Genomic DNA, 18435 nt, shown 5'->3' on the forward strand with positions numbered 1-18435 from the left:
GGAACGCCGGTCAGCCATACGCCGGCGGCAGCACGGCGCACGCCGACCGGGCCCCGCCCCTGCTCTGCCCCTGCCCCTGCCCCTGCCCCTGCCCGCCGTCAGCGGCTGGCGGTCCGGATGTCGTCGCAAAGCGGGCTGTTCACCAGGCGTCCGCCCTGGTCTTCGGTCCCGACCGCGCTCACGAACTCGGCCGTGGACAGGGACATCATGCGGTCGACCAGGGTCCGGCCGAACTGGCAGTAGGTCGCGGGCGTCAGGAGAGCCGCCCGCTGCGCCACCTCGTTCGCGAGTGCCGTACGGAAGGAATGGAACCGGCGTTCGCCCGTCGCCCGCTCGACGCGACGGAAGTGGTCGACCAGCCGCGCCTCGAAATCGATCAGGACGGCACGGTGCCGCTTGGTGAACTGCTGGTATTTGCCGAAGAAGTCCTGGGCGAGGTCGATCTTGTGGCAGGTGAGGCCGACGACCATCAGTTCGGTATGCAGCCGGAGCGCCAGCTCCGCCTCGAACTCCGTCTTCGTGTAGCACGCCGGGGCGGCGGCCGCACCGCTGGGCGGAAGAAGGGCCACCCCGAGTGCCAGGACTGCCGGCACGAGGCGGCGCAGGGCTTTTCGGGCGGATGGAAACCGGGGCATGGGCGCCATGGGGAAGCCTGCATCGCTGACGGGTTTTCCGATGCGACGGCGCGCACCGGCGATGCCTCGAATTTGCCTCACTCCCAAAAGGATTACAACTTCGGCGGAGAGCAAGCCACTCTTTCGAAAAGGCCGGATTCCGGTTGCGCCCCGGGGTCGGCGCTGCCAAACCGTGGCTTCCGCAAGTCTTCTGGAAAAGGAAACGACAATGTCCGTGAAGCGTCTGCACGTCGGGGCCCGCATGAGCCAGGCCGTCATCCACGGCGACACCGTCTACCTTGCCGGCCAGGTGGCCGGAGACACGTCGGGAGGGGTCCGCGAGCAGACGGCCGACGTCCTCGCCTCGGTCGACCGGCTGCTCGCCGAGGCGGGCACCGACAAGAGCAAGCTGCTGTCGGCCACCATCTATCTGCCCGACATCGCCGGCTTCGCCGACATGAACGCCGCCTGGGAGGCGTGGGTGGATCCGGCGAACACGCCGGCGCGCACCACGGTGGAGGCCCGGCTCGCCGCGCCGCAGTACCTCGTCGAGATCACCGTGGTCGCGGCGCGCTGAAGCCGCGGCTCACCCGCGCCCTGTCTGGGCGAGAGGCAGCGGTACGTAACGGGTGTCTCCCCGCCTGCTCATGAGCAGCAGGACCGTCTGCCGCCCCGAGCTCCGGGCGTCGCGGATCCGGTCGGCCACCTCGGCCGGATCCGCGACGGGCTCCTGCCCCACCTCGACGATCACGTCGCCGGGCTCGACCCCGCGCTCCGCCGCGGGGGAGGCCGGCGTGATCGCCGTGACGACGACGCCCTCGACGCCGTCGGGCACGCCGAAATCCTCCCTCGTCGTCCGGTCCAGCGGGGCGAGCGTCAGACCGAGCAAGCCCTCGCCGGACGGAGCTTCCTGCACCGGCGGCTCCGCGGGGGCGGCCGCCGCGGTCCGCGTCGCGTCGAGGTCCCCGACGGTGACCTGGACCTGCCGGCGCCCGCCGTCGCGCAGGATGGTGACCGCAGCCCTGCTGCCGATGGACGTCTCGGCGACGATCCGCGGCAGTTGCCGCATCCGGTCGACGGATACGCCGCCGAAGTCGAGAATGACGTCGCCCTGGCGGATCCCCGCCGTCTCGGCCGGCCCGCCCGGCGTCACGGCGGTGACCAGCGCTCCCCGCTCCTCGGCGATGCCCATGCTTTCCGCGATCTCGGCCGTGACCTCCTGGATCTGCACGCCGAGCCAGCCCCGCCGCGGCGACCCGTAGCGGATGATGTCGTCCACCACCGTCCGCGCCAGGGCGGAGGGCGTGGCGAACCCGATGCCGACCGACCCTCCGGTCGGCGAGAAGATTGCGGTGTTGATGCCGACCACCTCGCCCTGGAGGTTGAACAGCGGCCCGCCGGAATTCCCCCGGTTGATCGAGGCGTCCGTCTGCAGGTAGTCGTCGTAGGGTCCCTGGTTGATGTCCCTGGCCCGGGCCGACAGGATGCCCGTCGTGACGGTGCCGCCCAGGCCGAAGGGGTTGCCGATCGCCACCACCCAGTCGCCGACCCTGATCCGGTCCGAATCACCCCAGCGTGCCGCCGGCAGCGCGCCCGGCGCCGCGATGCGCAGGACCGCGATGTCCGTCATGGCGTCGGTCCCGACCACGTCGGCGTCCAACGTCGTCTCGTCGTGGAGGATCACCCGGACCTCGTCCGCGCCTTCGACCACGTGGGCATTGGTGACGATCAGGCCGCTTTCGTCGATGATGAAGCCCGAACCCAGCGAGGAGATCGGACGCGGCGCCTGCTCCCGGCGCTGCTGGCCCCAGAACTCGCGGAAGAACTCCTCGAAAGGCGAGCCGGGCGGCAAGTCCGGCATGCCCGGTATCTCGGGCGGCTCCTCCGGCGCGCGCATCTCCTGCGTCGTCGAGATGTTGACGACGGTCGGGATCTGGCGCTCGGCGACATCGGCGAAAGTGGTCGGGGCAAGGGTCGCGATGCCCGCCGGGGCCTGGTTCGGGACCGGAGCTTGGTTTTGGGCCTGGGCCAGCACGGTCATCGGCTGGAGCGGCTCGGCCCGCGCCGGGACGGGGGCCGCGGCGCAGGCACCCAGCAGCAGCGAGGCCAGCGGCAACGCGACCAGGGCCCGGATGCGGGGCCGATTGCGATCCGCGGGCATGGACGCCTCCGATCTGCGGATGGGAACGCGACGTGATTCGGCGGTGAAACACGCGGCCTGCAGGAACGTTCAAGTGAGACGGCCTACGCTTCGGCCTCATCGCAGGTTCCGGTGGCGAAAGGTCGCCCGTTTTTGAAAACCGTATATTGAAAAAACTTCCGATGCGGACGTCGAGGTTGCCGGGTCCGGGATTTTTCGGGCCGGGCATCATGCACCCGTGCGCCTTCCTGGTGAAAGTGGCTGCGGAGGCCATTCGTCCGCCAACTTGTGCTGGAAATCCCGACAGCCTTGGCCAATATTGTTGGACAAAGCTTCCATTCCCGTTAGAACACGGCAGCGCCATTGCAGTCGTCCCGGCGGACGCCTCGCGGTTCGCCCTTGAAGTTCTGGTGAAATTCTGGTCGACGTTCCGAATCAAATGGCACAAAACACCCTGTGGCAACCGAGCGACATCGTGAACGCGGATAGCGGCGAGTCGGATCCCCCAAAGCGTCGTGGCCGCATCCCGCAGTCAGCGTGGCCCGACATCCTCGAACGGCACCGCGCGGGAGCGACGCTGACCGCGATCGCCCGTGAGTTCGACTGCACGCCGAGTGCGATCTCCTACATCGTCCGCAAGGCGGAGGCGGCCGGATTGGCCGTCCATGCCCCGGACCAGGATCAGGATACGGCGCCCGCCGAGGGCGGGATGCCGACGCAAGAAGGGAAGCCCGACATCGCTTCCGCGGAAAATGACATGACCACAGAGTCCCAGGCCACCCCGAACGCAGATGCTCCCGCCGAGGAGGCGAACCCGAACCCGCCGGCCGAAACGAAGGAGCGCCGCCGCTCCTCCTCAGGCCAGGCTCCGGGCGAGCGCACCCGCTCGACGTTGCGTTCCTCCGGCGGCCAGGCGCGGCAGACCGCTCGCCCGGAAGCCCAGGAACCGGAACCGCAGGCCGCGATTTCCGAACCGCCTCCCCCTGCTCCTGCGGAGGCGCCTCCCTCTCCAGCCGTCGACCGCCCGGCCGAAGCGCCGAAGGCGGGGCAGCCGCGCAGCGAGCCGATCGACGCGGTGGAGGCACGGCTGCGCGATACCGCCCGGACTTGCCTCGTGGCCTATCGCGGGTGGCGCACGCAGCCCGGCGAGGCATCGATCCAGACGCTCAGCGACGCGATGCACGAACTGCGCAAGGCGCTCGCCCGCATCGAGATCGACATGTCGGCTACTCGCCGCGACGAACAGGCCCAGCGCCCGATCCCGATCCCGGCGCACCGGGCTTCGCGCCGCCCCCGCTGACGGCGTTCACCGGCCGGTCAAAAGAAGAAGGCCCGGAGGAAACTCCGGGCCTTCTTCTTTTGCCGCCTGTGCGCCGCGGGGATCGTCCGGCTCAGATGACCGCATGGGCGATGATCGTCCAGGCATAGATCGTGACGAGCAGTGCCGCCAGGCCGATGAAGTCGCGTACGAAACGGAACATGGTCATCCGAACCTCCCATCGAAAATTCATTTTGGGAAGTTGCCAGAACGTTCCATGTACGTCAAGGCGCCAGTTCGCTCTACGTTCCCCCCTTGTCCGCTCTCGTTCCCGCCACCGGGCGCACGCGCTTCACGGTCACCGCTTTGCCGCACCGAAATCGAAGTCGTCCCGCCGGCTGATATATGTACCGGCGACCTCGGTAATGCGCGCGCCGATCCAGGAGGCCATCTCCTCTTCCTGGCGCAGGATCTCCTCGCAGACGCGGCGGGTCTCGTCGTCCCCGCATGCCTGCGCCGCGGCGAGGAGGGCTCGGTAGGTTCCGATCTCCAGGTTCTCGAACGCGAAGGTCGCGACCACGTCCCTGACGACCTCGTCGGCGGTCATGCTGGTCATGACCGCCTGCGCCCCGGCCATGAAATGGGCGAGCCCGGTCTTGACGACCGACACGTCGCTGCCGTGGCGAACCAAGCATGAACGGACGAGATTGGCCTGCTGGCGGGATTCGTCGGCGTGTCGCCGCAAGCGTGCCTGCACCTCGGGATAATGCTGCAGACGCCCGACCTGGGCCGTCAGGAGATCGATGGCCTGCATCTCGAGCGCATAGGCGTCGCGCAGCCACTCGACGAGGATTTCCTTGTCCGCTTGGGCCATGGGATCTCCGGTTGTTCGGGCTCGACTCCGCGGCGCCGCCGGTTCCGGGAACCATCGGTGCCCCGCGTCCGTTCGGCAGCATGGCTGCACCCGGAAAGCGAGGTGTCGGATGGCTTACTCGATCTTCTACGTCATCGGGGTCGTCGTCGTGGTCCTGGCCCTGCTCTCGGTCTTCGGCGTGTTCTGATCACGCGAGGCGCAGGCCGGAAAGGGCCTTCACCCGGTTGCCCGGGCGAAGGCACGCTTATGCTCGATCAGAGCAGGAAACCCAGGATCGCGAGAACGACGACCACGACGCCGATGATGTAAAACACGCTGTGCATTCGGTTACCCCCTGGCATGCGATGATGGGGCATGGGCCCCCCTTATGCGAGGATCAACAGCCCAGGACGGAGATTGTCCCAACGGCAGAAGCGAGGCACCACCACTCCCGCATGAGGCGCCCCGCTCACGCCGCCAGAAAGGCCATGAGTTCGGCGACGAGCCGCTCCTTGTGGGTAAGGAAGAGGGCATGGGGGGCGCCTTCGTAGACCGCCAGCCGACTTTCGGGGATCAATTGCGCCGTCCTGGCGCCCGTGATCTCCAGTGGTGCGCTCGCGTCCCGGTCGCCGTGGACGATCAGGGTCGGCCGGTTGATCAAGGCCATGTCGGCACGGAAGTCGGTCTGCGTGAAGGTGCGGTGGCAGGCCAGGACGGTGGGCAGGGCGACCGAAACCATGATGCCGCGGATCCAGTCCCGCGTCTCGCGCGACGTCTCCGGCGTGAAGAACGGCGCCTCGTTGTCGGACAGCCATTTCGGGAAATCCGCCGCGATCGTCGCCCGCATCGCATCGAAGGCCGAGCCCGGGATCGCATCCGGGTTGTCCTCCGTTCGGGTCAGGTAGGGCGTGACCGGGGCGACCAGCATCAGCCTCGCGACGCGGCCCGACCCGTGCCGTACGAGATAGCGGACGGCCTCGGTCGAGCCCATGGAATGCGCGACCAGGGTCACGTCCGTCAGGTCGCGCTGTTCCAGGACCGCGGCGAGGTCGTCCGCCAGCGTGTCCGCATCGTAGCCGCGCCCGGGGTCCTCGGACCGGCCGTGCCCCCGGCGGTCATAGGCGACGCAACGATGTCCCCGGGCGGCCAGTTCGGCGATGTGAAAGCCCCATACGTCGGAACAGAAGGTCCAGGCCGACAGGAAGACGACGGGCCGGCCGTCGCCCCAGTCCCGCACGAACAGCCTCGTCCCGTCCGCGGCAGTCGCGGTGGAACGCCCACCCGGCTGCGCGCCCGCTTGCGCCAGTGATCGAGCTTCCATTTCCAGAGCCTCCCTTTCTCGGCCGTCCTCGGTACGGGAGGGACGGTGCCATGCCGCGGGCGGCCGGTCGATTACGCGCGAGGTAATGCCCGGGCGCGGGCCTTGCGGCGGCGCAAGCACGGCTTTCAAAGTCGCCATGTTCCCTTGCGTCGCCGGGCGCGGGAGAGTGCCGCGGTCATCCTTCAAGGAGATCCTCGATGAAACTCTACTACGCGCCGAACACCTGCTCGCTGGCCCCCCATGTCGTCGCCCGCGAGGCGGGGATTGCGCTCGACCTCGTGAGGGTCGACATCGCGGCGTCGCCGCACCGGACCCAGAACGGTACCGATTTCACCCTGATCAATCCCAAAGGCTATGTGCCGGCGCTCGAGCTGGATGGCGGGGAGCTGCTGACGGAGGGCGTCGCCATCGTGCAGTTCCTTGCCGACCTTGTCCCGGACAGGGGACTGGCGCCGCCCGCCGGCACGCTCGACCGGTACCGGCTGCAGGAGTGGCTGACCTTCGTCAGCTCCGAGTTGCACAAGATGTTCAGCCCGTGGCTCTTTCATCCCGAGCACGGCGAACTCGCCCAGGAGGCGGCGCGGGACAAGATCCGTGGGCGCCTCGCCCTGCTCGATCGGCACCTGTCCGGATCGCCCTTCCTGATGGGCGAGCGGTTCACGGTCGCCGACGCCTACTGCTTCACGATCGTCGGCTGGTCCCCGTTCACCGGCATCGACCTGGCCCCCTACCCGCACCTGAAGGCGTTCATGGACCGGATCGCGGCCCGGCCGGCGGTACGCGACGCCCTGCACGCCGAGCGCCGCCCGGCGGCGGCGGACGCCACGGCATGAGCCGGTCGGCCGCGTGGAGCCTGCTGGTCCTGTCGGGCTTCCTCGACATCGCCTGGGCAATCAGCATGAAATACGCCGAGGGCTACACGCGGCCGGGATGGTCGCTGCTGTCCTTCGCCCTTCTCGGGGCCTTCGTCTATCTTCTCGGCCGAACTCTGGAGGTGCTGCCGGTGGGGACCGCCTACGCGGTCTGGACCGGGATCGGTGCCGCGGGCACCGCGGCGCTGGGCATCCTGCTGTTCCAGGAGCCGGTCAACGCCGTGCGTCTCGGCTCCATTGCCCTCGTCGTCGCCGGCGTCGCGGGGTTGAAGCTGTCGTCGGGTTGAACAGGCCGGGCGCACGGCGGCGCCCGGTACCCGGCGCTACAGGCGCGCCCAAGTCCTTACCGGCAACGCTCCCATGCCCTCCGCCCGCGCCGGAACGGCGGAGAACCGGAAGCCAGCAGTGGGAAGCGCGCCGAGGCCGGTGAGGTTCCCGACGACCGGGATACCCGCCCGCAGAAGGACCGCATGGGCGGGCCGCGCAGCGCCGTCCATATCGTCGACGCCGGGGCCGTCGATGCCGACGAGCGCGGCACCCGAATCCCGCAGATGCTCGGCGGCGTCCGGCGTCAGGTAGGGATGGCCGGTGACGTAGCCGGGCGTTCCCCAGGCGGCGGACCATCCGGTCTCGATCAGGACCGCCTTGCCCCCAACGTCCTGCGTGGCCGGCAGCAGCGCCCGCCGGGTCACCGCCCGGCCGGCCATGCCTTCCATGCGCACCACCCTGCCCTCCAGGTCGGCTATGCCGGCGATGCGGTGGTACGGGGCGCCGATCACCGTGCCGGCATGCGACAGATCGACCAGCCGGCGGTCGTGCGGCGAGGCGTCCGGCGCCGGCACCAGCGGCGCGGCCGGTTCGGCTTCGGCCGGCCGCTTGTGCCGCTCCCTGAACACGCGCTTGCCGAGGATCCTGACCGAGCCGACCATCAGGAGCCGCAGGTCCCTGACGATGTAGTCGCCGAGCGCCTCGTCGGAGATGTCCGTTCCCTCGATATCCAGGCGGAAGTCCCAGCCCCTGATGCCGCCGCCGTTCGAGAACTCGACCTCGAAGTCGAAGGCGACCCGATGGTCGTCATGCCCCAGGACCGGACGGTCGCCCACCATTGCTCCTCCGCGCGACCAGCCGCCGCAAGCGCCTCGTGATGGACCTCAACCTAGTGACGTGATAGTGATCGTGGAAACGAATTTCCATGATCATCGAAATCGGATTTCACGATTGCCGGTCCTCGAACCCGAACTCCTGAAGGCGTTCGTCGCGGTTGCCGAGCGTGGCGGCTTCACCGCCGCCTGTCATGCGCTCGCGCGCAGCCAGTCCACGGTCAGCATGCAGATCCGGCGCCTTGAGGACGCGGTCGGCAGGCCGCTTTTCTCCCGGACGACCCATGCGGTCCGGCTGACCGCCGAGGGCGAGATCCTGCTGGGCTATGCCCATCGCCTCCTGGCCCTGGGCGAAGAGGCGGTCTGCGCGGCCAGGGGCGGCGAGGCCCCGGTGCTTCTCCGGATCGGCTGCGTCGAGGACTGGGCCGTGCGCGTCCTGCCGGAGCGGCTTTCCGCCCTGCGGCGAACGGAGGTGAACGTGCAGGTCGAGGTCACCACCGACACCTCGGCGGCTCTCCTGTCCCGGCTCGGCCACCACTACGACCTCGTCGTGTGCATGCATGCCCCGGGGACGGGTCGCGGGCGCATCCTTTCCCGGCAACGGCTCGTCTGGGGCGTTCCGGCCGGCCGCATGGACCTTGCGAACGAACGTCCACTCCCGCTGGCGCTGCACCCCGAAGGCTGCCTGTACCGTCGGTGGGCCACGCGGGCGCTGGACCAGGCCGCCATCGGTTGGCGGGCCGTCTACACCAGCGCCGGCGTCGGCGCCGTGGAGGCGGCCGTTCGCTCCGGCCTGGCCCTGTCGGCCTTCCCCGCCTCGACGTTAGCCCCGGGGCTGGCGCCCGCATCCCCGGGGTCGGGCCTGCCGGCACTGCCGCAGGTCGAGGTTGCCGCCCACCTGGCCGAATCGGCGCCTCGCGCGGCAGGCCGCCTCTGCGACCTGCTCGTCGATACGGACGCCGGCACGGATCAACGCGATGCCAGCCTGAACGCCGCGAACGTGTAGAAGACGCCGAGGAACCCGTCGATCCATCGGCGCGCCCGGCCGTAGAAGCGCACCATCGCGGGCGTCGAGAACGCGACGGCGGCCAAGGTGTAGAAGCAGACCGCGAAGACCATCGTGCCGCCGACGATCGCGGCGGCGACCCAGGGCGGCGCGCCGGGCTTCAGGCCGAGCGAGATGATGGCGATCCAGGCGAGGATCGCCTTCGGATTGGTGAGATGGATGCCCCAGCCGCGCAGGAAATATCCCAGCGGGCTCCGGCGCGCACCGCCCTGGGCGCCGGCGGGCGGCACGTCGCGGGTCGCGGCCGAGCGGAAGGCCTTCCAGGCGAGGAACAGCAGGTAGAGGCATCCGAGGATGCGGATCACCTCCAACGCGCCGGCATAGCTCGCCAGCACGGCTGACAGGCCGAGCGCGGCAAGGACGCCCCACGTGAAGGAGCCGCAGACCACGCCCATGCCGAGCGCCGCTCCGGCCCGGCGCCCCGCCCCCATCGCCGTTCCCATCGTCGCCAGCAGCGCAGGGCCGGGACTGACCGTCGCGACGATGAAGGTGAGATAGGCGATCAGGATACCCGACCAGTAGTCCGGAACCGTGCTCATCCGCGATGCCCCATGGGTGGTGACCAGCCGCCATGATAGCCGCGGCGTGCAGTCGCGTGTATCAGGAATCCCGCTCCGTCGGGCTCCCGGAACCGCCGGACTTGGGCGGTAGGGGGAACAGCGTCGCGAACCGCTCGGCCAGGTCCCGGTCGCCGGCCACCTCCAGCATGCCCATGGCCTCCGCCTCGGCGAGCGGCATCCCGTTGTAGACCACGGCGGCGATGCCGCGCGGCTCGCCCGAGAACGTCGCCTCCACGGCCTCGGACGCATCCCGGCGGACCGCGATCCCCTCGGTATCGATTCGCGCCGTGAAGACTTCCGGCCCCAGGCGGAACCCCACGGTCATCGGCCGCTCCCCCGACCGGGTGCGGTCGACCATCGTGCGGAACGACAGCATCAGGGAGGCGGCGGACAGGGGAAGGCTAGGGTCGTGGTCGGGCGACCGCACCGCCCAGCGGCCCAGCTCCTGGATAGCGGTCTCGCTCTCGTAGCCCCAGGGGGTAAGCTCGTAGGCCTGGACGCTGGCCGGTGGCGGCAGCCTGCGCCGGGCCAGGATGCCCGCCGCCTCCAGCCCCTCCAGGCGCTGCGTCAGCACATTGGCGCTGATCCCCGTCAGTGCTGCCCGAAGCTCGCCGAAGCGCCGCGGCCCGAACATGAGTTCGCGCACGATCAGAAGGGACCAGCGCTCACCCACCAGCTCCAGCGCGTGCGCCGTACCGCACGCGTCGTCGTACCAGCGTCTTCCGTCGCGCTTCTCACCCATAGTTATTTTTTCTAACTTCATGATTGCTTTTAATAACTATCCAAGGCATCAAGGTCAAGGATCCGCAACGGCGACCAGGCAGCCGGGTGGCCGCCTGTGTACGGTTCGGAAGGCCGAACGCACCGGCGGCGGAATTGGCCTCTGCGCCGTCGGGATTACGGCTTCATCCACGGCCGCGGCTACGAGGCCTTGCAGGGGCGCGCTTTCGAGGTGGCGTGGATGGACCTCGATGCGGCTACGGCCGCCATGCCCAAGGGAGGACGACGATGAAGTATGTCGAAGGTTTCGTGATCGCGGTACCCGCCGCCAACAAGGAAGTATTTCTCCGACACGCGGCGAAAGCCGCGTCCCTGTTCAAGGAGTTCGGGGCCACCCGCGTCGTCGAATGCTGGGGCGATGACGTGCCCGATGGCAAGGTCACGGACTTCCGCGGCGCGGTGAAGGCGGAGGCGGACGAAGTGGTGGTGTTCAGCTGGATCGAATACCCCTCCAGGGAGGTGCGCGACGCCGCGACCGCAAGGATCATGTCCGATCCGCGCATGGAGGACATGGGCGGCGAGATGCCTTTCGACGGCAAGCGCATGATCTTCGGCGGCTTCGCGCCGATCCTGGACGTTTGAGGAGCTGGCGGATGACGAACCACCAAGGCGATTTCATCTGGTACGAACTGATGACCTCCGATGCCGACGCGGCCGCCGAGTTCTACGGCGCGGTGGTCGGCTGGCGGGTGCGCATATTCGACGGGTCCGGCGCCGGGCCGGCGGGCGGCTACCGGATCTTCGGTACCGGCGAGGCCGATGTCGCGGGATTGATGACGATGCCGGCCGACGCCGCCGACGCCGGGGTGCGTCCGTGCTGGCTGGGCTACATCGGCGTCGACGACGTCGATGCGGCTGCCGCCGGCACCGTCGCGGCCGGCGGCAGGCAGCACGTGCCGCCGACCGACATCCCCGGGGTCGGGCGCTTCGCGATGCTCGCCGATCCCCAGGGCGCCCCGTTCTACGTGATGCGGGGCGAGACCAAAGAGGTCAGCACGTCCTTTGCGCAGACGACCGGCCATTGCGCCTGGAACGAGCTCACCACCAGCGACCAGGCGGCCGCCCTCGCCTTCTATCTCGACCGCTTCGGCTGGGAGAAGGGCGACGCGATGCCCATGGGCGACATGGGCGACTACCGGTTCGTCAACCACCATGGGCGGATGATCGGCGCGGTGATGACCCGGAGGCCGGATGGACCGCCGCCGATGTGGACCTTCTATTTCGTGGTCGACGACATCGACGTGGCCGCCGCGACCGCACGCGGCCGGGGTGCCACGATCCATCACGGCCCCGCCGAGATCCCCGGCGGCGACTTCATCATCATCGCTGGCGATCCCCAGGGCGCCACGTTCGGCCTCGTCGGCCCGCGCCGCGGGCAGACGGTTCAATCATGACCAAGGTCACCCAGCATCTCTGGTTTGAAAAGGACATGGAGGCGGCGATCGCCTTCTACACGTCCCTGATCCCCGGTTCTTCGGTGAGCTGGACCTCGACCATCCCCGCCGACACGCCGAGCGGTCCCCCCGGCAGCGTGAAGATCTCGGCCTTCACGGTCGGCGATCAGCGCTACATGGCGACCGAGGCCGGCCCCCTCGATCCGTTCAACCACAGCTTCTCGATCATGGTCGAGTGCGAGGACCAGGCCGAGGTCGACCGGCTCTGGGACGCGCTGAAGGAAGGGGGTTCGGTTGAGCAGTGCGGCTGGCTGCGGGACCGCTGGGGCCTCTGCTGGCAGATAGCTCCCAAGCGCCTGGGCGAGCTGATGAGCGACCCCGATCGCGAAAAGGCGAGGCGCGTCACGGACGCGATGCTGAAGATGGTCAAGCTCGACGTCGCGGCGCTCGAGGCGGCGGCGCGGGGGGAGTAAAAACCCCCGAGCCCGGGTCGTCAGTCGTCCGCCCGCGCGTCGTAACGCGCGCGGGCGACGGCGATCTCGGCTTGGTGGCGTTCGGTCCACGCGACCAGCGGCTGGATCGTCTCGTGGAGCGAGCAGCCCAGGGGCGTCAGCTCGTACTCCACGCGCGGCGGCACGACGGGATGGACCGTCCGCTCCACGATCCCGTCGCGCTCCAGCTGCCTCAACGTATTCGTCAGCATCCGCTGGCTGATGCCGTCGATGCTTTTCCGGAGTTCGGTGAACCGCAGCTTGCGCCGCTCCAGCAGGGCGATGACGAGCAGCGACCACTTGTCGGCGATCCTGTCGAGGATCTGGCGGACCTGGCAGCCCTCGCGCGCGTCCCACTGCAGGACGTCGTAGTCCGCCCCGGTGCTGCAGCAGTGACTTGGTGAGTTTGAAGTGCCTTCTTCCATGAAGGCGGAGCATGCCGTAAGCCCCTCTCAGTTACAAGAGGGAACTGGCATGCCCAATGGTAACAGGCCGGCCTTTTCCTTCCTGTCGTATCGACATTCAAAGGAGACAGGCGCCATGTCCGCCTCACTGAATGCCGGGGTGGCATCTCCCCCCATGACCGCCCGCGCCAAGGGAGCCCTGCTCGTTCTATGCGGGGCGATCTTCCTCGAAGGCATAGACGTCGCGATGCTGAACGTGGCGCTGCCGGCGATCCGTGCCGAGCTCGGCCTGTCGACGACGACGCTCGGCGCCGTCGTCAGCGCCTATGTGCTCGGATATGCCGGCTTCATGCTGCTCGGCGGCCGGGCGGCCGACATCTTCGGCAAGCGCCGCGTCTTCCTCGCGGCGCTGGCCGTCTTCATCGCCTTCTCGGGGCTAGGCGGCTTCGCGACCGAAGGCTGGATGCTGCTCGCCGCCCGGTTCGTCACCGGCGTCGCGTCGGCCTTCATGACCCCGGCCGGCTTGGCGCTCATCACGACCAACTTCCCCGAAGGCCCCCAACGCAACAAGGCGGTCCTGATCTACGCGGGCACGGCTGCCGCCGGCTTCTCCCTGGGGCTGGTGGCGGGCGGGCTGCTCGCCGCGATCAACTGGCGTTGGGTGTTCTTCGCCCCCGTCATCCTCGCGGGCATCATATTCATCCTGACGCCGCGGCTGGTGTCCGATGACGGGCAGAAGGAACGCAGCCAGAAGTTCGACGTCCCCGGCGCCATCACCCTGACCGGTGCCATGCTGCTCGCCGCCTACGCGGTCACCCGCCTCGAGCATCCCGGAGAGGACCTGAACTGGACGCTCGGCGCCGTCGCGGCGAGTGCCGTCCTGTGGGTCCTGTTCGTTGCGATCGAATCCAACTCCCGCTCGCCGCTGGTCCGGCTCGGCATCCTGCGCTCGGCCTCCCTGCTGCGCGCGAATTTCGGCGCGCTGCTGTTCGCCGGCTCCTTCTTCGGGTTCCAGTTCCTGGTGTCGCTCTACCTGCAGGAGCTGATGGGCTGGACGCCGCTGCAGACCAGCCTCGCGCTGCTCGCCATCGGCGTCGACGCCATACTGGCCCCTACCGTCACGCCCTGGCTCGTGAACCGCTTCGGCAACCTGCGCGTCGTCCTAGGCGGGTTCCTGCTGGCGGCCGCCTCGTACGCGCTGTTCCTGCGGGTCGGCCTGGACTGGACCTATGCGGCGATGTTCCCGTCGATGATCCTCCTCGGCCTGGCGTTCTCCCTCGCCTACGGCCCGCTGACCATTCTCGCGACTGATGGTATCGACGAGAGCGAACAGGGCCTGGCCGGCGGTCTGGTCAACACCGCGTTCCAGTTCGGCGCAGCCCTCGGGCTGTCGGCGGCCAGCGCGGTGAGCGTTCTCGCGCTGACCGGCGACGCCTCGCCCGACGCCCGCCTCGAGGCCCTGCGCCTCGCCCTCCTCGTGCCGGTCGCGGCCACGGTCCTCGGCGTGTTCGTCGCCTCTACCGGGCTCGGCTCGTCCCGGCGACGGGCGACCGCCTGAGGCCCGATCGGGTGCTATGGGATGACGGCGGCCGGGCTGGCGCCCGGCCGTCGCATCGCCGTCAGGCGGCGGGACGCCGGGTTGCGGCCGCCTTGTCCGCCACGTCGATCACGACCTTCCCGCGCAGTCCGCGGGCGGAGCCGTTCTCGAGCAGCTCAAATCGGACGGTGGTCCGGATCATCTCCGCAAGCCGCTGGATGCCTGCCTCGTCACGCTTGTAGTAGGTCCATTGGCCGCGCCGCTTCACGGTCACCAGGCCGGCCTTGTGCAGAAGCCCGAGATAATCGGAGGTGCTGGACTGGGAGAGACCGATCCCCTCCTGGATGCTGCCCACGCACACGCCATCGACCTCGACGTCGCCTTCGTCCTGCGGTGGAAAGTGGCGCGCCGGATCCTGCAGGCCGTCGAGTATCTTGAGCCGGATGGGATTGGAAAGCGCCTTGAAGGCGGTGACGAGGTCCATGGGCCCGACAATATCGCTATTCTCGATTTGTCGAATCCGGGATGGCGGGCACGCTACGTCAGCATTTCCGTGAAGCTGCCGGGCCGCGCCTTCTGCGCCTGCTTGCGCGGCGAGTAATGCAGCCCGACCACGCCGTTCCGGTAGGTGCCGGCGCTGATCAGCTCCAGGTCGTGGTGGTCGGTCAGCGGCGAGAACCAGGGCGTCCCCGGCGACACCACCGGGTATACGAAGAAACGGAACTCGTCCACCAGGTCGAGGGCGATGACCGACCGCGCGAAACTCGAACCGCCGGACAGGTGGATGTCCCGCCCGGGCTGCGACTTCAGGGCTTGGAGATACGACTTCAACTCGCCGTCCGTGGCCGCGACGACCCGCTCGGTGTTGTTCCACTCCGTCAATTCCCGATCCCCGGACCTGGAGAAGACTACCTTCTTGTACGTGTTCATCCGCTGCGCCATCGCCCGGTTCGTCTCGGTGCCTTCGCTCTCCGACAGGGCGCCGGGCCAATAGGCCGCCATCTCCTCATAGGTGGTCCGCCCGACCAGGACCGTGTCGTACCCGGCGTAGAACCGGTCGATGTCCCGATACTGGTCGTCGCTGACGCCATGGACCCAGGCCATCGGGTCGTCGAGACGGCCGTTGAGGGTCGTCATCATCTGAAGCGTGATCTTGCGCATCTGCCGCCCCTCTCCCTACGACCGTCGCTCGACGAGCCGGGCGAGTTGCTCCGCGACGGTGCCCCACCCGTCGTGGAAGCCCATCTCCTGGTGCATGGCCCGGTCGGCACCGTTCTTGTGCATGACATGGGCGGCGTAGTCGGTGCCCATGGGATGGTCCCGCAGCGTGATGATCGCGGTCATGAACGCCTGCTCGGCAGGCCGCCATCCACCGACCAGCGCGTTCGTGAAGACGATCCTTTCAAGGTCGTCGATGCGCAGGAAGCAGCCGCTCAGATGCGGCTTGAAGTCGCCGCCGTCCTCGCTGATCCGAGTCGTGAAGGCGCCGCCGGGACGCAGGTCCATATCCACGACCTTGCACTTCGCCGGTGCCGGGATCCACCACTGCTCGAAGCTTCCGGGGTCCGTCCAGGCACTCCAGACGGCGGATCGAGGGGCTTTGATGACCCGCGATATCGTCAGGTCGAGCTCCGGGTTCGGGGACTGGATCATTCTGGCTTCTCCTGTTGCTGGCTGGCGGCGACGAACCGCTCGAGCCTGTCGGTGCGGCCTTCCCAGAGGGCGCGTTGCTCGGACAGCCACGCTTCGACCGCGGCGAACGGCTTCTTCTCGATGCTGCATGTCCGCACGCGCCCTTCCTTGCGCGTCCGGATCCATCCGCTGTCCTCGAGAAAGTGGATGTGCTTCATGAAGGAGGGCAAAGCCATGTCGAACGGCTGCGCCAACTCGCTGATGCTTGCGGGGCCCTGGCCGAGCCGTCCCAGAACGGCCCGGCGCGTGGGGTCGGCAAGCGCCTGGAAAACGCGGTCCAGCTGCTGGTGATACTGTTCCATAAGGCTAAGTATCACCGAGCGATACTTACTGCAAGGGCTAAGTATCGCCCGGCTCCTGCCCCCTCCCCTCGCCCTATCGGGTCATTCCGGCAACTTCCTCGGCAGCCAGAGCCAGGCGGCGATGCCGACCGCGAGCGTCAGCAGGCCCCCGGTGCCGACCGCGACATGCAGGCCGGTGAGGAAGGCTTCCTTGGCCTGCATGACGGTTTCTGCCGCGAGGCCGGTCCGGTCGAGCGTCTCGTCCAGCGTGCCGGCCACACCGGGTCCCAGCAGCCGGAAGCTCAGCGCGGCCAGCGATCCCAGCAGGGAGATGCCCAGCGCATTGCCCAGCTCGTTGCTGGTCTCGGCGATCGAACCCGCCGCACCGGCCCGTTCGGCGGGCACGGCCGACACCGCGATCTCGGCGACGAGGCTGAAGGACAGGCCGTATCCGACGCCGGCGATCACGGTCGAGGCGACGAAGGCCGCGACGCCGCCTCCGGTGCTCGTGAACAGCAGCAGGAACAGGCCGGCACTGATCAGCAGATGCGTGGCCACCAGGGCATTCCTGCGGCCGATCCGCTCCACGATGCGGGGCGTGCCCACGCAGGTCGCCGTCAGCACGACCGCGCCCGGCAGCGTCGCCAGCGCGGCGGTGAAGACGTCGATGCCGAGCACCGATTGCAGATAGATGCCGGACAGATAGCCGGCGGCGGACCAGACGACCAGCGACAGCAGCCCGGTCAGGATCGCGATCGAGAAGATGCGGTCGCGGAACAGGCCGAGGTCGAGCAGCGGATACTCGATCCTGGTCTGCCGGCGCAGGAACAGCGCGAGGGCGAGGACGCCGACGATCCCGGCCACGGATTGCGTCGCCGTGAAGCCGTAGGCGGCCGCGTTCTTGAGCGAATAGGTGGACAGCAGGATGCCGGCGAAGGACAGCGCCAGGCTCGGCAGGTCGATGCGTCCGTAAGTGGTCGCGCGGACTTCCCGAAGCAGGATCGGTGCCGCGACCAGGAAGCCGAGCACGACCGGAATGTTGATGAGGAACACGACGCCCCACTCGAACTGGCGCAAAAGCATGCCGCCGATAACGGGACCGATGGCGAAGCCCGCCGCGAAGGTGGCCGCGAAGATGCCGATGGCCTGCGCGCGCAGCCGCGGATCCGGGAACAGCGCGCTGACGATCGCAAGCCCGGAAGGCAGCAGCGTGGCGCCGCCCAGGCCCATGAGGCCGCGCGAGGCGATCAGGCCCAGGGGCGTTTGCGAATAGGCGGCGCCCAGCGATCCGGCGCCGAAGATGACCGCGCCGGCCATGATCAGCTTCAGGCGTCCGTAGCGGTCGCCGATATTGCCGAAGGCGATCAGCAGCGATCCGACCACGAAGCCGTAGATGTCGAGGATCCACAGCGCCTGGTCGGCGGTCGGCGTGATCGCCGAAGTGACGCGCGGCATGGCGAGATAGAGGATCGAGCCGTCCATGGCCACGATCAGCACCAGGGGCAACACTGCCATCAGCCCCAGCCACGCCTTTCGATCCGTGGAACGTGGAAGTGAAATATCGGTCATCGAACACAAATCCTCTGCGGGCGGCGCGCGAAGGCGTGCCGCTTCTGCCGCCGGCGCGAGGCCGGCGGACGGTTGCGATTGAAGGGTGGATCCTATATACTCTTAGTAAGATACTTTTGGTATATAGTGATGTCAAGCACGGCCGGGAAAACCAGGAACGCTCCGAAGCGCCTTCGCCTCACCCGCGAGGAGCGGCTGCGCCAGCTCCTGGACGTGGCGTGGCGGCTGGTCGGGGAGGAAGGCACGGACGCCCTGTCCCTGCCCCGGCTGTCGGACGAGGCCGCCGTCACCAAGCCGGTGGTCTACGACCACTTCGGCACGCGCAACGGCTTGCTGGTTGCGCTCTACCGGGACTTCGACGCCCGGCAGACGGCGATCATTGACGCGGCACTCGAGACGAGGGAACCGACCCTGGAAGGAACGGCCCGCGTCCTCGCCTCCTCCTACGTGGAATGCGTGCTAGCCCAGGGCCGGGAGATCTCCGGCGTGCTGGCAGCCCTGGC

Annotated in this window: 23 protein-coding genes; 10 read left to right on the forward strand and 13 right to left on the reverse strand. The window is 68.6% G+C overall.

Going from position 1 to position 18435, the window contains the following annotated elements:
- Positions 1–98: 98 nt before the first annotated feature.
- Positions 99–644: a hypothetical protein gene (locus VGO20_RS18845; protein ID WP_327503921.1), complete on the reverse strand. Its 546-nt coding sequence runs from the start codon at positions 642–644 to the stop codon at positions 99–101.
- A 199-nt stretch (positions 645–843) separates the two neighbouring features.
- Here VGO20_RS18845 and VGO20_RS18850 point away from each other — a divergent pair, with 199 nt between their 5' ends.
- Positions 844–1191, forward strand: coding sequence for a RidA family protein (locus VGO20_RS18850; RefSeq protein WP_327503922.1), 348 nt, complete (start codon positions 844–846; stop codon positions 1189–1191).
- 9 nt (positions 1192–1200) lie between these two features.
- Here VGO20_RS18850 and VGO20_RS18855 read toward each other — a convergent pair whose 3' ends face one another.
- Positions 1201–2775 (reverse strand): DegQ family serine endoprotease, encoded by a 1575-nt coding sequence (locus VGO20_RS18855; protein ID WP_327503923.1) that lies wholly within the window; start codon positions 2773–2775, stop codon positions 1201–1203.
- 418 nt (positions 2776–3193) lie between these two features.
- On the opposite strand from VGO20_RS18855, the gene VGO20_RS18860 reads away from it, so the two are divergent.
- Complete coding sequence (locus tag VGO20_RS18860) at positions 3194–4054, forward strand: hypothetical protein (RefSeq protein WP_327503924.1); 861 nt, start codon at positions 3194–3196, stop codon at positions 4052–4054.
- 316 nt (positions 4055–4370) lie between these two features.
- On the opposite strand, the gene VGO20_RS18865 is transcribed toward VGO20_RS18860, so the two are convergent.
- A complete protein-coding gene (locus VGO20_RS18865; protein ID WP_327503925.1) occupies positions 4371–4886 on the reverse strand; it encodes a ferritin-like domain-containing protein in 516 nt (171 codons plus the stop codon).
- A gap of 448 nt (positions 4887–5334) precedes the next feature.
- Positions 5335–6186 carry an alpha/beta fold hydrolase gene (locus tag VGO20_RS18870; protein ID WP_327503926.1) on the reverse strand — a complete coding sequence of 284 codons (852 nt, stop codon included), beginning with the start codon at positions 6184–6186 and terminating at the stop codon, positions 5335–5337.
- Between the two features lie 197 nt (positions 6187–6383).
- On the opposite strand from VGO20_RS18870, the gene gstA reads away from it, so the two are divergent.
- Together gstA and VGO20_RS18880 are read left to right on the forward strand one after the other, a co-directional pair.
- Complete coding sequence (gstA, locus tag VGO20_RS18875; RefSeq protein ID WP_327503927.1) at positions 6384–7019, forward strand: glutathione transferase GstA; 636 nt, start codon at positions 6384–6386, stop codon at positions 7017–7019.
- Positions 7016–7345: a DMT family transporter gene (locus VGO20_RS18880; protein ID WP_327503928.1), complete on the forward strand. Its 330-nt coding sequence runs from the start codon at positions 7016–7018 to the stop codon at positions 7343–7345. The genes gstA and VGO20_RS18880 overlap by 4 nt, the downstream gene beginning before the upstream one ends.
- Positions 7346–7381: 36 nt before the next feature.
- Here VGO20_RS18880 and VGO20_RS18885 read toward each other — a convergent pair whose 3' ends face one another.
- Positions 7382–8164: a cyclase family protein gene (locus VGO20_RS18885; RefSeq protein ID WP_327503929.1), complete on the reverse strand. Its 783-nt coding sequence runs from the start codon at positions 8162–8164 to the stop codon at positions 7382–7384.
- Positions 8165–8276: 112 nt separating this feature from the next.
- On the opposite strand from VGO20_RS18885, the gene VGO20_RS18890 reads away from it, so the two are divergent.
- On the forward strand, positions 8277–9164 hold the full coding sequence (locus VGO20_RS18890) for a LysR family transcriptional regulator (RefSeq protein WP_327503930.1): 888 nt from the start codon (positions 8277–8279) through the stop codon (positions 9162–9164).
- On the opposite strand, the gene VGO20_RS18895 is transcribed toward VGO20_RS18890, so the two are convergent.
- Together VGO20_RS18895 and VGO20_RS18900 are read right to left on the reverse strand one after the other, a co-directional pair.
- Positions 9128–9763, reverse strand: a complete 636-nt coding sequence (locus VGO20_RS18895; RefSeq protein WP_327503931.1) for a LysE family translocator — start codon at positions 9761–9763, stop codon at positions 9128–9130. The genes VGO20_RS18890 and VGO20_RS18895 overlap by 37 nt on opposite strands.
- 61 nt (positions 9764–9824) lie before the next feature.
- Positions 9825–10526 (reverse strand): winged helix-turn-helix transcriptional regulator, encoded by a 702-nt coding sequence (locus tag VGO20_RS18900; protein WP_327503932.1) that lies wholly within the window; start codon positions 10524–10526, stop codon positions 9825–9827.
- A gap of 266 nt (positions 10527–10792) precedes the next feature.
- On the opposite strand from VGO20_RS18900, the gene VGO20_RS18905 reads away from it, so the two are divergent.
- From VGO20_RS18905 to VGO20_RS18915, 3 genes are read left to right on the forward strand one after another with little or no spacing between them, the layout of a single operon-like run.
- Positions 10793–11146 carry a DUF1428 domain-containing protein gene (locus VGO20_RS18905; protein WP_327503933.1) on the forward strand — a complete coding sequence of 118 codons (354 nt, stop codon included), beginning with the start codon at positions 10793–10795 and terminating at the stop codon, positions 11144–11146.
- 11 nt (positions 11147–11157) lie between these two features.
- Positions 11158–11958 carry a VOC family protein gene (locus tag VGO20_RS18910; protein ID WP_327503934.1) on the forward strand — a complete coding sequence of 267 codons (801 nt, stop codon included), beginning with the start codon at positions 11158–11160 and terminating at the stop codon, positions 11956–11958.
- The gene (locus tag VGO20_RS18915; protein ID WP_327503935.1) at positions 11955–12431 is read left to right on the forward strand and encodes a VOC family protein; all 477 of its coding nucleotides are present in this window, start codon (positions 11955–11957) and stop codon (positions 12429–12431) included. The genes VGO20_RS18910 and VGO20_RS18915 overlap by 4 nt, the downstream gene beginning before the upstream one ends.
- 20 nt (positions 12432–12451) lie before the next feature.
- Here VGO20_RS18915 and VGO20_RS18920 read toward each other — a convergent pair whose 3' ends face one another.
- Positions 12452–12874: a winged helix-turn-helix transcriptional regulator gene (locus tag VGO20_RS18920; RefSeq protein WP_327503936.1), complete on the reverse strand. Its 423-nt coding sequence runs from the start codon at positions 12872–12874 to the stop codon at positions 12452–12454.
- Between the two features lie 115 nt (positions 12875–12989).
- Between VGO20_RS18920 and VGO20_RS18925 the strand changes: the two genes are divergently transcribed.
- Complete coding sequence (locus VGO20_RS18925; protein ID WP_327503937.1) at positions 12990–14411, forward strand: MFS transporter; 1422 nt, start codon at positions 12990–12992, stop codon at positions 14409–14411.
- A 61-nt stretch (positions 14412–14472) separates the two neighbouring features.
- On the opposite strand, the gene VGO20_RS18930 is transcribed toward VGO20_RS18925, so the two are convergent.
- The 5 genes from VGO20_RS18930 to VGO20_RS18950 form a co-directional block, all read right to left on the reverse strand.
- On the reverse strand, positions 14473–14874 hold the full coding sequence (locus VGO20_RS18930; RefSeq protein ID WP_327503938.1) for an ArsR/SmtB family transcription factor: 402 nt from the start codon (positions 14872–14874) through the stop codon (positions 14473–14475).
- 53 nt (positions 14875–14927) lie between these two features.
- A complete protein-coding gene (locus VGO20_RS18935) occupies positions 14928–15551 on the reverse strand; it encodes a dihydrofolate reductase family protein (protein ID WP_327503939.1) in 624 nt (207 codons plus the stop codon).
- Positions 15552–15566: 15 nt separating this feature from the next.
- Complete coding sequence (locus tag VGO20_RS18940; protein ID WP_327503940.1) at positions 15567–16043, reverse strand: SRPBCC family protein; 477 nt, start codon at positions 16041–16043, stop codon at positions 15567–15569.
- Positions 16040–16384 (reverse strand): ArsR/SmtB family transcription factor, encoded by a 345-nt coding sequence (locus VGO20_RS18945; protein ID WP_327503941.1) that lies wholly within the window; start codon positions 16382–16384, stop codon positions 16040–16042. Before VGO20_RS18945 ends, VGO20_RS18940 begins: the two co-directional genes overlap by 4 nt.
- A gap of 81 nt (positions 16385–16465) precedes the next feature.
- A complete protein-coding gene (locus VGO20_RS18950) occupies positions 16466–17878 on the reverse strand; it encodes an MFS transporter (RefSeq protein ID WP_327503942.1) in 1413 nt (470 codons plus the stop codon).
- 183 nt (positions 17879–18061) lie between these two features.
- Between VGO20_RS18950 and VGO20_RS18955 the strand changes: the two genes are divergently transcribed.
- Positions 18062–18435 (forward strand): TetR/AcrR family transcriptional regulator (locus VGO20_RS18955; protein WP_327503943.1); only part of this gene is annotated, 374 nt, incomplete at its 3' end.

The organism is Arenibaculum sp. (genome assembly GCF_035998295.1).
Taxonomy (GTDB): domain Bacteria; phylum Pseudomonadota; class Alphaproteobacteria; order Azospirillales; family Azospirillaceae; genus DASYHS01.